This window comes from Henriciella algicola (assembly GCF_003576245.1).
In the GTDB taxonomy this organism is placed as follows: domain Bacteria; phylum Pseudomonadota; class Alphaproteobacteria; order Caulobacterales; family Hyphomonadaceae; genus Henriciella; species Henriciella algicola.
This window is the reverse complement of record NZ_QWGA01000003.1, coordinates 1,371,170-1,384,219: the sequence shown is the minus strand read 5'-3', so window position 1 is coordinate 1,384,219 and position 13,050 is coordinate 1,371,170. Positions and strand designations below refer to the sequence as shown.

Here is a 13,050-nt window from a genome sequence, read left to right as displayed (position 1 = left end):
CCATGTCGAATGCCGCTACGCCGCCGCCAGCAGAAACGCTAGGCGCCGAACCCCGACTGGACCTTGGAGGCGCGCTGGACAGGCGCGGCTTTGCCTGGGCGATCTTCGAATGGGCGCGTAACCCCTACTATATTCTCGTCATCATCTATCTGTTCGCGCCCTATTTTGCGGGCATTATCGGCGCGAACCTGATCGCAAGCGGCGCGGTCGATGGTCTTGATGGCGCCGCCCAACGGGCCGCCGCGAACGCCGAAGGCCAGGCGACGATCTCATCCCTGGTCAAATATGCAGGCTTCATCGCCGCCTTCACGGCGCCATTCCTTGGCGCGGCGCTGGACCGGGGCGGGCGCAGAAAGCCGCTTCTCGTCGTCTTCCTTGGCCTGATCGCGGTGATGTCCTTCTCGCTCTGGTGGGTGAAACCTGATGGGAGCGGCATGCCGATCTGGATGGGGATGAGCGCGCTGGTCCTCGCGGCGCTTGGCTACACCTATTCGGAAGTCACCCATAATTCGATGCTGAACGTGAATGGCCGCGCCAGCGCCCTGCCTGCGATTTCCGGCTTGGGGCTGGCGCTTGGCAATCTCGCCGGCGCGATCTTGATGCTCTTCATCGTGCTCGCCTTTGCCATGCCTGCCCTGATCGGCTGGCCGTTCGATGCGCCGCTCTTCGGGATCAATGTCGCCAATGGCGAACATCAGCGCCTTGTTGGCCCCATCTGTGCGATCTGGCTCGTTATCTTCTCCATCCCCTTCTTCATGCATTCGGAGGATGGCGGCACGCGCGGCGCCAACTGGATGAATGCCGCGAAGAACGGGGCAGCAGGCCTCTTTCGCACCATGCGCAACGCCTCCGACAACAAGGAAATCCTGAAATACCTCGCCGCCCGTATGCTCTATGCGGATGGCATGCAGGCCCTGCTGGCGCTGGGCGGTGTTTTCATCGGGCTTTATCTGGAATGGAACGTCGTAGAACTCTCGGCCTACGCCATTCTCGCCTCTTTCTTTGCCTTTGGCGGCGGTATTGTCGGCGGGTGGCTGGACGGTCTTGTCGGGCCAAAGCGCGCCCTGATGATCGAGATAACGGGTATGATCGCGACACTGGCCTTCCAGCTCTCGATCACGCCGAACTCCATCCTGTATGGTCTGGTGCCGGGTTTCGAGATCTGGGATGGGCCGATCTTCAACACGCTGTCCGACGTCGTCTATCTCAGCACTGCGGTCTTCATCGCGGTCACGGCGACGGCGAGCATCTCTTCCAGCCGGTCGATGCTGGTGCATCTGGCGCCAAGTGACCGGGTGGGGGAGTTTTTCGGCCTTTACGCGATTGCAGGGACCGTCACGGTCTGGCTCGGCCCGCTTCTGGTGGAGCTCTTCACCAAATGGTCGGGCGACCAGCGCGTCGGTATGAGCGCGATTGGTCTGCTCTTCGTTCTCGGCCTCATGGTGCTGACGACGGTGCACTCACCGCATCACCCGGCCGTGGACGAGAAGGACTAGCTGGTTTCGCGGGCGACCCGGTCAGTGCGGCGTGGGCGCAGGTAGAACTCGTCCGAAAGCGTCTTGGAGGTCGTGAAGAAGTAGCCGAGCGTTGAGTTGTAGTCGTACTCGACTTCGGCAAACACGACAGACCCATCCTCTGGCACGATACCGTCGGGAACACTGATGGTAGAATCGACGGTGAAGGGCGTCATGTTGCGCCCCTCGCTCCAGGCGACCTTGATGGTGCCTTCATCGTCATAGAGGCTCGAAATCCGCATGCGGGCATCGGCGATCGGATTGGGCTGAAAGATCATCCGCGTCGCTTCGAAGATGTCGTCCATCTCATCGTCATTGATGGTCGCGGCGCGGGCGACAAGGTCACCCAGCGCGGAGGCAGAACTCGTGACCTTCCGGTCGAGCACCATCATGAAGGACAGCTCGATACAGGCAAAATAGATCAGGATCATGACCGGCGCGATGAGTGCAAACTCGATCGCCGATACGCCCTTGTTCTCAGACCGCAGGCAGCGGATAGCATTGATCAGACGGCGCATCTTCTAATCTCCGAAAGGTTCGTTGCGGAAGACGACAGTCGCCTGAAGCAGACGGCGATTCTCACTCAGGTTCGCAAGCGGCGCGCTTAGAACCGGCGTCATCAGCTCCCACTCATAGAACGCCCGCACCACGACGATGTCGTTTGCGCCGCCCGGATTGAACTCGAAATCCTCATCGTCGAGATTGCCCTCTTCATCGATGGCAGATGGGTTCGAGGTCGAGGCAAAGTCGCTATAGGTTTTGACGTCCAGCTCGATGGCACCTTCGCATTCGAACAGGTCGAAAATCTCAGCGCAGATGATTTCTTCGAACGCTTCACGGTCGAAGCTGCCGCCGCTTTGCAGCTGGCCGGTGCGAATACCGCGCGCCGCCTCATTGAGACCATGCTCGAGGACAGAGGACATGATGAAGATCACGCAAATCTCCAGCAGCCCGAAAATCAGAAAGAAGAATGGCGCGGCGATCATGGCAAACTCGACTGCGGCAACGCCGCGCCGGTCGCCGGCCCAGTCGCGCAGCTTCTGGAGAAGCCTTGGCGCCATGATACCTGGAAACACAGGTGGAAACATACGGATACTACCCTGGTGTGGCGGAATGAGCGCCTTTATCGACCCGTGCAGTGCTAGCAGCTCGTAGTTTCGGCCACGTTCAGCCGGTATGTGAAATTTCATCTATCGAGGGCACATCAATCGCAACGGGACGCGCGCGAGTCATCGCGCCGCCTTTACCTCGCCATCATGATTGCCCACATAGGCTGTGAAGTCTGCTCGCATCGAGGTGAACCGATGAGCCACAACCCCATCAGGCCCTGGCGCTCCATTGAGCGGCGCAAATCCCGCAAGATCCGCGTCGGCAGCGTCGAAGTGGGCGGTGATGCGCCGATCGCCGTGCAGACCATGACGAATACGCCAACCGAAGATGCGGCCGCGACGATCGCGCAGATCGAGCGCTGCGCTGAAGCTGGCGCAGACATTGTCCGCGTGTCCTGCCCGACCGTTGAATCCACGGCAGCGATGCCGGAGATCTGCAGGAACAGCCCCGTCCCAATCGTGGCGGATATCCACTTTCACTATAAGCGCGGCATCGAAGCGGCAGACGCAGGCGCGGCCTGCCTGCGCATCAATCCCGGCAATATCGGCAGCCCTGACCGCGTGAAGGAAGTCGTAAATGCGGCCCGCGCCAATGGCTGTTCCATCCGGATCGGCGTCAATGGCGGCTCACTGGAGCGCCACCTTCTGGAAAAGTATGGCGAGCCCTGCCCTGACGCCATGGTCGAAAGCGCCCTCGATCATGCACGCATTCTCGATGACCTAGGCTTTCACGACTACAAGATCTCAGTGAAGGCCTCGGACATGTTCCTGACCGTGGCGGCCTATCAGCAGCTCGCAGAAGTGACAGATGCGCCGCTTCACCTCGGCATCACTGAGGCAGGCGGCCTTCGAACCGGTACGGTGAAGTCGTCCATCGGCATGGGCAATCTGCTCTGGATGGGGATTGGCGACACGATCCGTGTTTCGCTGTCAGCGGACCCGGTCGAGGAAGTCAAAGTCGGCTTCGACATGCTGAAGTCTCTCGGCCTTCGCACGCGCGGCGTGAATATCATCGCCTGCCCAAGCTGCGCACGTCAGGGCTTCGACGTGATCAAGACGGTGGAAACGCTGGAAGACCGGCTCGCCCATATTTCAGAGCCGATTTCACTGTCCATTATTGGCTGCGTTGTGAACGGACCCGGCGAAGCGGCGATGACCGATCTCGGCTTTACCGGCGGCGGCAAGGAGAGCGGCAAGATGTATATCTCCGGCCGCCCCGACCATAATGTCTCCAATGCCGACATGGTCGAGCACATCGTCGAACTGGTCGAGAAGAAAGCCGAACGTCTGAAGGCACAGCGAGAGGCGGACGAGACCGTCGCTGCTGAATAGTCGGACGCGCCCATGGCCCATCACGAAGACCGCCGCGAAGAGCTGCTGGACAAGATCGCCGATCACCTTCTCCGCGAGGGCATTGCTGGGTCAAACCTGCGCCCGCTGGCGAAAGCCATCGGCTTGAGCGATCGCATGCTGCTCTACTACTTCAAGGACAAGGAAGACATTCTCGAGGCAGGGCTGGGGCGTGTCGCAGACCGGCTCACTGAAATCCTGAACCATGCAGCAAGCGAGCAGCAGCTGCCTAGCGACAAGCTTCGCGCAAAGCTCGCTCCGCTTCTGCTTGACGATGCGATCTGGCCTTACATGCAGTTGTGGCTGGAGATCGCGAGCCTTTCAGCCCGCAATCAGGCACCATTTTCTGAAGTCGGCGCATCTCTTGGTCGCCACTTTCTGGCGTGGGCAGCTGCGCAGCTCGATGTAGCCGAAGAACAGGCCCGTAGAACAGAGGCGGTCCGTCTCTTTGCGAGCCTTGAAGGCCTCGTCCTTCTCAAAAGTCTCGGCCTCGGCGAAGAGGCAAAAGCCGCCTACTGATCCCTGTTCAGGAAAAAGCCGAGGAAGATTGCGACAGCACCGCCCCACAAAATGGCGGCTCCAGCACCGGCATGCTGGGCTATCGTCTCGCCATAGAGGCCTGGAAACCAGGCGAGCGCCAATCCATCCATGAGAATTGCCGTGGCTGTGGCAAATGCCGCCGCCGCTGCGATCTGGCTGCGCTTGATACCCGCAAGGACCGGCAGCAGCAGAATGATCGGCAGAGTGCCCGGAATGATAAGCGCATAAAGGACGATGCGGGCAGCGCCATCATAAACGCCCATAGGCCCCAGCCAGCGAAGCAGAAGCGCGCCAGCGAGCCAGACGGACAGCCCAACCGCGACAACCCGGATGAGCTGCTGGCGAGAGAAATGATGCCCCTTGGCGGGGTCAACCGGTGATGAGCGAGCATTGGACATGGAGACTTCCTTGTAGCGGTCGCTACGCACTAGCATTTTGTAGCGACCGCTACAATACCAGTATGGTCATCTTCTCTTCCGGGTTCAGCGGATCCTCAAGACGGGAAATGCCGCCGGGGCCAAACAGCCTCAATCCCTAGTCGTAGAAGCACCTCTGCGTGCCATCGCCCTGATCATAGCAGCGTGGCTCATTGGATGTGGGCGGGCGATAGGCTGGCTTTGGAACGGTGCCTTCATAGCCCGCGCTGTATCCACGGTCCTCATTGGAATAGGTGCCGTTGAAGGTCTGGCTGGTGCCACCTGTGTACGGATTGCGGCCGGAATTCAGATAGGTCCACTCGGCGACGAGACTGCACTCATAGCTGGCTGAACCGAACTTGCGGCAAAGCTCAAACGCGTCTGCCGTGCGCCGCATTTCAAAGTTCTTGCGCCACCATTGGTAAAACTGGTCACCGCCTGCCTGGCGCGCCGCGTCATAGCCTACCCATTTTGGGTCCGGTGCCGCTTGCTGCGGCGCGGTCGGCTGCGGTTCGGATGTGGTGCAGCCGAGCACGCCTTCAGCCCATTCGAGCATGCTGTCATCGGGGAATGGCGCATCAATCGGTTGGCGCGGCTCCACGCTCACACTTCCGTTCTTGTATGAGGTCAGAGCGTTCTTGTATTCGACGAGCTTGTTGAACCGCGTGCCTGAATAATCTGCCTCGAGCCCGCAACTGCCAGCAGGATAGGTGCAGCGGGAAATCTGGGACATGATCTCTGGCTCATCGTAGACCTGATAGGTCGCGCGCTGCCAGTATATGATCGCAAGCGCTTTGGTCTCATTGGGATTGCCGGGAATGGCGTTGACCGAATTGATCAGCGTGTTCACCAGCTCCCGCCCCTTGAGGCACTGGGTTTGCGCCTGTGCCGGAGTGGCCAGCGCAAGCACCGCACCGAGACCGGCGAGCGCGAATTTAATCAGCAATTTCATGACAGTGTCCCCTTCTTGCGCGAGGATAACAGCCGAGCCCCGTTTCGCAAGCTGGTCGCGCTGTGTGAAATGCCGATCGGTGGATCAGGGCGCGGCACGAAGGAGCGAGCAGGTCGATTGCTCAACCAGCGCTGTGGCCGCCGCATGGGCTGGCTCATCCGGCGCGAGTCTGCGGATCAGGGCAAGACCCGACCCCGGCATCGCCAATGTTTCGGCACCCTCCGGCGCATCGGGCTTTTCGCCCGGCGCATGAATGACCAGGCCCCTGAAATCGTCTTCGCCATCAAGGCGCGCGATGAAGACATTGTTTGTCCGCTGATCGAAAACCGACAGCGAGCCATAGGTATCGGAGGCAGGCGCCGTCAGCAGGACCGGGCCGTCGGATACGTCAAAGCGGCAGAGGGCGTAGGCCAGATCAGGCGAAGGGCGGACAATCGTCTGGGTTTGCGGGGTCATGCGCGGTGAAGCGGTCCATTGATAAGTCTCTACGCCGCGCTCGGCCATCTTCAGCTGGGCTGTCGCCATGATACGGGACGGTATGGCGTTCAGCACGGCCAGATGCCCAATCAGCGCCATCAGAAGGAAGACGGCAGCAGCTGCAAGCCAGCGCATCACGCGCCCCCCTCACAGAAGAGCTCATCGATCACAGGCGGCGTCAGAACGGCTTCGGGCTGTGCGAGAAGCGCCTCATCGGGCAGGTACAGCCTGAGTGTCAGGTCGAAGCGGCCCGCATTGCGGCTGGAGACCCAAAGCTCCCCCGGGCGGCCATTCTGCTGCGGGCTGACCCGGAAGCTCCAATCGTCCGGCGTGCCGGTATCGGCCGCCTTGGTTGCATCGAAAGAAAGTGCGCCATCCTCATTCATCGGCAGGCGGCTATCGCCATCATAGAGCGTGATCGACCACCATTCGGCGGGCATCTCGCCGCCACTCACACGGTAAATACACTTATCGCTGAGGCGCTTGCCATCGCTGTCGCGCGCCGCCGTGAAATAGACCGCTTCTTCCTTGCGCAGGGCAAGCAGTCCGCGCCGCGCAATTCTGGCGCGAATATAGGGGTTCGCGGAGTCTGCGCCGATCGACCAATCGCTTGTCCAGCTGTCCACCTTCACGCCGTCACCGAGACGCGGCCCTGTCTTCAGCATGCCCCCGGCCCACAGCGCCGAGGCCCCGCCCGTCAGAAGGCCGAAAATACCCGCAAGGAGAAGCAGCAAGACGATGCGCATCTCGCACCTCTATCGGCCCACAGGGCCGGGGGAAAGCACTGATTTAGGCACACTGGCGCCCGCCGCGCGTAGGCACACATGCTGAGTTCACAGTTACAGCGCAGGCAGGTGTCTGCTAAGCCAGTCAAAGAGCAGGGAGGCTCCATGACACTGTTCCTCAAACTTGGCGGCTGGCTGATACGCATCCTCGCTGCAGTCATCCTTCTGGTGATGCTTACCAATTGCACGATGCTGGGCCTCAACTATGCGAGCCTCGACGTCGACAACAAACCTGATGCGCGCCCGCAAATCGAAGCGACCACGCTTGCCGAATGGGAGTCAGGGCGCGATGCGCTCATCGAGACGTTTGAAGACCTCGTCTATGGCCCCTGGCCGGAAGGGCAAGCCGTTACGCTGGTGAGCCGTACGATGATCGATGAGGGGTTCGCTGGCGGTCGCGGTACGCTGGAAGAATTGCTGATCGAAGTCGGCGCAGGTGACGGCGCCCGACGCTTTCATGTCGCGCTTGCCCTGCCAGACAGCGACACACCCGTCCCGCTGATCATCAGCCAGACTTTCTCCAGCAATTGCGGCGCGTTTCCGGGCGCAACGCTCACCGCGCCGGGCGGCGGCGACTGCGCGGACCACGAAACCGTGCCCGGCTTTGTCGAAGCGATCTTTGGCGAGTTCATCGCCCTCGTGCCCATCGATCAGTATTTCGACCGCGGCTATGGCTATGCGACCTGGCAGGCGGGTGAGTTCATCCCGGACCGGCAGGGCGAAGCGCAAACCGTGATGAACACCATGGTGGGCGACGGCGTGACCGCGCCGACCGGTACGCTGGCGGGCTGGGGCTATGGCTTTTCGGCCATCATCGACGCGCTTGAGGGCGATCCCTCGATTGATGCCGATGCGATCGCCGTGATGGGGCATTCGCGCCATGCAAAATCCGCCATGGTTGCAGCCGTCTATGACCGGCGCATCGCGGCTGTCGTCTCGCATCAATCTGGCTTTGGCGGGGCAGCGGCTTCGCGCTCTGACACGGGCGAGACGGTCGAGCGCATGGTGGAAGGGGCACGTGCACTCGGCGTCCTTCGCATGGAGGGTTACCCTCACTGGTTTGCGCCGGAGTTCGCTGACTATGCCAGCCACGCCGAAGACCTGCCCATCGATCAGCATCAGTTCATCGCGCTTGTCGCACCCACCCCGATGCTGCTCGGCAATGGGCGCCGGGATGTCTGGTCCGACCCTAACTCGACCTATCGGATGGCAGAGGCCGCTGACCCGGTTTACGAACTCTACGGTACAGATGGCCTCGACCAGGATGGCATGCAGGACTTCAACGCAGAGGCGACCCTCAGCTATTTCCTGCGACCCGGCGGGCATTCTATCACCCAGCGCGACATTGATGCGTTTCTGGAATTCCTCGACGCCGCCATGCCCCAAGGGAATCAGGTGCCAGACGCCTCGAATGGAGATAGCCTCCCCTCCCAATAAGTATGAGGGAGGGCACCCATGCCATTTCAAACTGAAGATCTGCTTCCCGTCCTGGCGCTGGTCGTCTGGACGCTCATCATGTTCATCTGGATGTATCTGACGCGCATTCCTGCCTTTCAGAAGGCCGGGATCGACCCGAACGATGCACGCCATCCTGATGCGGGCTACAATGCCAAGATCCCGGCAAGCGTCCGCTCTGTGGCCGACAATTACAACCACCTGCATGAACAGCCGACCATCTTCTACGCGCTGGTCTTCTTTGCGGCGCTGACAGGCGGCGGCGACAATGTCTTCATGTACCTCGCCTGGGCCTATGTGATCCTGCGGGTGATCCATTCCTTCGTTCAGGTCCTGTCTTCGCAGGTCGCCCAGCGTTTCCTCGTCTTCGCGCTCAGCACGATTGTCCTGATCGTCATGGCGGTGAAAGAAGTGCTGCGCCTGTTCCTTTAGGGGGACTGGGCACAAGGTGCGGGTAAGCGGCGCGAGGGTGCTTCCCCCGCTGTGCAATAAGGGATAGATGCGGGGCTATGGCATCTATCCCGAACACCCGACTTGAGCAGGTCGTCGACAGGTTTGACGAAGTCGAAGCCCGTATGGGCTCGACCACCGACAGCGACGAGATCGTCGCCCTGTCCAAAGAACACGCTGATCTCAAACCTGTCGCTGACCAGGCAAAGCTCCTGCTCGACCTTCGCGCTGAGCTGAAGGACGCCGAAGCCATGATGAACGGCGCCGACAAGGAGATGGCGGAGCTTGCGGCAGACGAGTTCTACGACATCAAGGAACGCCTGCCCGCGCTGGAAAAAGAGGTCCAGCTCCTCCTCATCCCGAAGGATGTCGACGACAAGGCAGACATCGTTCTGGAAGTTCGCGCCGGCACGGGCGGCGACGAGGCGGCGCTGTTCGCGGGCGACCTTTTCCGCATGTATTCACGCTATGCGCAGCTTCAGGGCTGGAAGGTGGAAGTCATTTCCGTCTCCGAAGGCGATGTTGGCGGCTATAAGGAAATCATCGCGAACATTTCCGGCGACGGCGTCTTCGGCCGGCTGAAATGGGAGAGCGGCGTGCACCGCGTCCAGCGCGTGCCGGAAACCGAAAGCGGCGGGCGCATCCATACGTCTGCGGCCACCGTTGCCGTTCTGCCCGCACCTGAGAACATCGAGATCGAAGTGCGCCAGGAAGACATCCGGATCGACACGATGCGCTCCTCCGGTGCTGGCGGCCAGCACGTCAACACGACCGACTCTGCCGTTCGTATCACTCACCTGCCGACCGGTATCGTCACGACCAGCTCCGAGAAGTCGCAGCATGTGAACCGTGAGAAGGCGATGGAGCAGCTGAAGATCCGCCTCTATGAGCGCGAACGCGAAGAAAAAGACTCCGCCCGCGCCGAGGCCCGCAAGGACCAGATCGGCTCCGGTGACCGCTCACAGAAGGTGCGCACCTACAACTTCCCGGAAAACCGCGTCTCTGACCACCGGATCAACCTGACGCTCTATGCGCTGGACAAGATCATTGCCGGGGACAAGCTGGATGACGTGATCACCTCGCTCATCGCTGAGGATCAGGCACGCAAGCTCGCCGCGATGGACGAGAATGCATGAGGCGCGCACCTATAAGGTCCAGCTCGGTATTGCGTCGACACGGCTGAAGTCCGCAGGCATTGACAGGCCCGGGCGCGAAGCCCGTCACCTGATGCAGCATGTCTGCGCCTTCAGCGCCGCCGATCTCATCAACCGTGAATCCGACCTGATGCCCAAGGCGGAGACCGAAGCCTTCTTCGACCTTGTTGAGCGCCGCTCACTTGGCGAGCCCTATGAGTATCTGACGGGCGAAGCTTGGTTCTATGGGCTGCGCCTTTCCTGCTCTCCTGCGACGCTCATCCCGCGCCCCGACAGCGAAGTCGCCGTCGATGAGGCGCTGGCCCGCCTGCCGCTTGGGCGCCTATCGAAGATCGCAGACCTTGGCACCGGCACGGGCTGTCTTCTCATCGCCCTCCTGAAGCATGAGCCGCGCCTGACGGGCGTGGGCATTGATCTCTCGGCCGCCGCAATTGAGGTCGCGCAGCAGAACGTGGATGCCCACGGTCTCAGCGAGCGGGCAGAGATGCGCGCGATCGGCTGGCGGGACTGGGATGGTTGGGGCGAGACCGATCTTATCATCTCCAACCCGCCCTATATCCGAAGTGACGTTATCGAGACTCTCGACGATAGCGTCCGCGCCTATGAGCCTCACACCGCTCTGGACGGCGGCATCAGCGGCCTCGATGCCTATCGGGAGATCATCGCCCTCGCCGCCACAGGCATGAAGCCGGGCGCCTGGATCGTGTTCGAGATCGGCTTTGACCAGGGCGCCGAGGTGCGATCCCTGCTTGAATCGGCCGGTTTCTCCTCCATTTCAGTTGCATGTGACACAGGTCAACGCGACCGGGTTGTCTCCGCCCGCCTTCCATAGACAGTTCGGGGGCTTGGCGAAGCACCAAATGCGCGCTAAGGCTTGTGTCGGGCAGGCGGCTGATGACGAAGACTCAGCCCTGCCACGAGCAAGCAAGACATCACCGAGAATACCCAATCCGGGATGCAGCGCACAGGGTCTGGATAACGGACATAACGGGATCAGGAATTTAGCGTATGCAACGCAAGCGCGGACGCGGCCGCCGTTCAGGTGGCAATAACAATAATCCGAACCGGCATTATGAGAGCACCGGCCCGGACGTGAAGATCCGTGGGTCTGCGCAGCAGATCCTGGACAAGTATCAGCAATATGCGCGTGATGCGATGACGGCTGGTGACCGCGTGAAAGCCGAAGCCCACTATCAGCACGCCGAGCACTATGCGCGCATCGTTGCGAGCTTCCAAAAAGACAACAAGCAGCGCAATCGTAACGACGACAACGATTCCGATGACAATGACGACAATGACAACTCGTCTGATCATCGCAATGAGCAGAACTCTGATCGTCAGGACGACCAGCGCTCCAGCCGCAATCAGAACCGCAAGTCTGACAATGACCAGCAGGATGATAGCGACAATCGCCAGGACGAGAGCAAGAGCGACGAGAGTGAGCCAAAAAAGCCGCGCCGTGGCCGCAAGCCAAAGTCTTCTGAAGACGATCCGATGAAGGTCATCGATTCAGACAAGAGCGATGAGACTGCCTCGTCTGACGAAGAAGCACCGGCAAAGCCGAAGCGCCGCACCTATCGCAAGAAGGCCGAAGCGAGCGACGACACGTCTGGCGTGATGTCGACCCTGTCGCGCGGCCGCGCTGGCGACGCTGACGAGGAAGAGAAAGACAAGCGCCCGGCAAACGCTGCCGAGTAACGCGCTGGCCTTGCAGGGTCCACTGGCCCTCGAACCAGGCTTTCCGACATAGAAAACCGCCACCCTGAGGGTGGCGGTTCTTTTTTGCCTGCTGTGGCAAGGGCCCGCGCTATTCGGCGAGCACCTTGCGGCGCTGCTTGTCGAACATGGACCAGACGCCATCGTCGCCGTGCCAGTCGCCCTTCGTTGCGCCCTTGGAGTATTCGGTCGCGCGTGCTTCGAAGAAGTTCGCGTGCTCCACACCGTTCAGGATTTCCGTCAGCCACGGGATCGGGTGCTTCTCGACGCCATAGATTGGGTCGAGCTTCAGTTGCCCCATGCGCCAGTCGGCGATGTAGCGGATGTAGTTTTTGATGTCCTGCGGAGTCATGCCCTGCACTTCACCAGCTTCGAAGGCGAGATCGATGAACTTGTCCTCAAGCTTCACAACCGTCTGGCAGCAATCAGCGATATCGTCCTTGACCGACTTGGTCAGGGCGCCGGTCTCTTCGGCGAAGGTGTGGAACATCTTCATCATGCCTTCGCAGTGCAGCGACTCGTCGCGCACCGACCAGGACACGATCTGCCCCATGCCCTTCATCTTGTTGAAGCGCGGGAAGTTCATCAGCATGGCAAAGGAGGCGAACAGCTGCAGGCCTTCGGTGAAGCCGCCAAACACGGCCATCGAGGTCAGGATGTCCTTCTCGGTCTCACAGCCGAACTGGCCGAGATAGTCATGTTTGGCCGCCATCTGCTCATATTCCATGAAGGCAGAGAACTCTGAGTCCGGCATGCCAATCGTCTCGAGCAGGAGCGCGTAAGCCGCGATGTGCACGGTTTCCATGTTCGAGAAGGAGGCCAGCATCATGCGCACTTCAACCGGTTTGAAGAGCGGCATGTAGTTTTCCATGTAGTTGGCGCCGACTTCGACGTCCGACTGCGTGAAAAAGCGGAAAATCTGCGTGAGCAGATTACGCTCTTTATCGGTGAGCTTGTTCGTCCAGTCCTTACAGTCCTCGCCCAGAGGAACTTCTTCCGGCAGCCAATGAACCTGTTGCTGGATCTTCCAGAAGTCATAGGCCCATGGATACCGGAAAGGCTTGTAGGCCTTGCTCGGTGTAAGAAGCCCTGGGATCTGAGTGATGCCGTCTGCCATAGGTCTGCCCCTTAT

At 60.5% G+C, this 13,050-nt stretch carries 15 protein-coding genes; 8 read left to right on the top strand and 7 right to left on the bottom strand.

The genetic code is table 11. The features are described from left to right. Positions 1 to 2: 2 nt before the first annotated feature. On the top strand, positions 3 to 1,496 hold the full coding sequence (locus D1222_RS07310) for an MFS transporter (protein ID WP_119453519.1): 1,494 nt from the start codon (positions 3 to 5) through the stop codon (positions 1,494 to 1,496). Here D1222_RS07310 and D1222_RS07305 read toward each other — a convergent pair. Continuing rightward, positions 1,493 to 2,032 carry a TadE/TadG family type IV pilus assembly protein gene (locus D1222_RS07305; RefSeq protein ID WP_119453518.1) on the bottom strand — a complete coding sequence of 180 codons (540 nt, stop codon included), beginning with the start codon at positions 2,030 to 2,032 and terminating at the stop codon, positions 1,493 to 1,495. The two genes, D1222_RS07310 and D1222_RS07305, sit on opposite strands and share 4 nt — an antisense overlap. Before the next feature lie 3 nt (positions 2,033 to 2,035). Beyond that, positions 2,036 to 2,602, bottom strand: a complete 567-nt coding sequence (locus D1222_RS07300) for a TadE/TadG family type IV pilus assembly protein (protein WP_233348556.1) — start codon at positions 2,600 to 2,602, stop codon at positions 2,036 to 2,038. 216 nt (positions 2,603 to 2,818) lie between these two features. On the opposite strand from D1222_RS07300, the gene ispG reads away from it, so the two are divergent. Together ispG and D1222_RS07290 are read left to right on the top strand one after the other, a co-directional pair. Then, positions 2,819 to 3,955, top strand: coding sequence for a flavodoxin-dependent (E)-4-hydroxy-3-methylbut-2-enyl-diphosphate synthase (gene ispG / locus D1222_RS07295; protein WP_119453517.1), 1,137 nt, complete (start codon positions 2,819 to 2,821; stop codon positions 3,953 to 3,955). 12 nt (positions 3,956 to 3,967) lie between these two features. After that, a complete protein-coding gene (locus D1222_RS07290) occupies positions 3,968 to 4,492 on the top strand; it encodes a TetR/AcrR family transcriptional regulator (RefSeq protein WP_119453516.1) in 525 nt (174 codons plus the stop codon). Here D1222_RS07290 and D1222_RS07285 read toward each other — a convergent pair. From D1222_RS07285 to D1222_RS07270, 4 genes are all read right to left on the bottom strand, one after another. Continuing rightward, on the bottom strand, positions 4,486 to 4,911 hold the full coding sequence (locus D1222_RS07285) for a hypothetical protein (RefSeq protein ID WP_119453515.1): 426 nt from the start codon (positions 4,909 to 4,911) through the stop codon (positions 4,486 to 4,488). The genes D1222_RS07290 and D1222_RS07285 overlap by 7 nt on opposite strands. Positions 4,912 to 5,047: 136 nt before the next feature. Further along, complete coding sequence (locus tag D1222_RS07280; RefSeq protein WP_119453514.1) at positions 5,048 to 5,881, bottom strand: hypothetical protein; 834 nt, start codon at positions 5,879 to 5,881, stop codon at positions 5,048 to 5,050. Positions 5,882 to 5,965: 84 nt separating this feature from the next. Next, positions 5,966 to 6,493: a DUF1254 domain-containing protein gene (locus D1222_RS07275; RefSeq protein ID WP_119453513.1), complete on the bottom strand. Its 528-nt coding sequence runs from the start codon at positions 6,491 to 6,493 to the stop codon at positions 5,966 to 5,968. Beyond that, positions 6,493 to 7,104, bottom strand: coding sequence for a DUF1214 domain-containing protein (locus tag D1222_RS07270; RefSeq protein ID WP_119453512.1), 612 nt, complete (start codon positions 7,102 to 7,104; stop codon positions 6,493 to 6,495). The genes D1222_RS07275 and D1222_RS07270 overlap by 1 nt, the downstream gene beginning before the upstream one ends. A gap of 144 nt (positions 7,105 to 7,248) precedes the next feature. On the opposite strand from D1222_RS07270, the gene D1222_RS07265 reads away from it, so the two are divergent. The 5 genes from D1222_RS07265 to D1222_RS07245 all read left to right on the top strand — a co-directional run bounded on the left by D1222_RS07265 (position 7,249) and on the right by D1222_RS07245 (position 11,900). Then, positions 7,249 to 8,580 carry an alpha/beta hydrolase family protein gene (locus tag D1222_RS07265; protein WP_119453511.1) on the top strand — a complete coding sequence of 444 codons (1,332 nt, stop codon included), beginning with the start codon at positions 7,249 to 7,251 and terminating at the stop codon, positions 8,578 to 8,580. A gap of 18 nt (positions 8,581 to 8,598) precedes the next feature. Beyond that, the gene (locus tag D1222_RS07260) at positions 8,599 to 9,030 is read left to right on the top strand and encodes an MAPEG family protein (RefSeq protein WP_119453510.1); all 432 of its coding nucleotides are present in this window, start codon (positions 8,599 to 8,601) and stop codon (positions 9,028 to 9,030) included. Between the two features lie 77 nt (positions 9,031 to 9,107). Continuing rightward, positions 9,108 to 10,184, top strand: a complete 1,077-nt coding sequence (gene prfA, locus D1222_RS07255) for a peptide chain release factor 1 (protein ID WP_119453509.1) — start codon at positions 9,108 to 9,110, stop codon at positions 10,182 to 10,184. Further along, positions 10,177 to 11,034, top strand: a complete 858-nt coding sequence (prmC, locus tag D1222_RS07250) for a peptide chain release factor N(5)-glutamine methyltransferase (protein ID WP_119453508.1) — start codon at positions 10,177 to 10,179, stop codon at positions 11,032 to 11,034. Before prfA ends, prmC begins: the two co-directional genes overlap by 8 nt. 176 nt (positions 11,035 to 11,210) lie before the next feature. Further along, a complete protein-coding gene (locus D1222_RS07245) occupies positions 11,211 to 11,900 on the top strand; it encodes a DUF4167 domain-containing protein (protein WP_119453507.1) in 690 nt (229 codons plus the stop codon). Between the two features lie 109 nt (positions 11,901 to 12,009). On the opposite strand, the gene D1222_RS07240 is transcribed toward D1222_RS07245, so the two are convergent. Next, positions 12,010 to 13,035 carry a ribonucleotide-diphosphate reductase subunit beta gene (locus tag D1222_RS07240; protein WP_119453506.1) on the bottom strand — a complete coding sequence of 342 codons (1,026 nt, stop codon included), beginning with the start codon at positions 13,033 to 13,035 and terminating at the stop codon, positions 12,010 to 12,012. Positions 13,036 to 13,050: the final 15 nt, after the last annotated feature.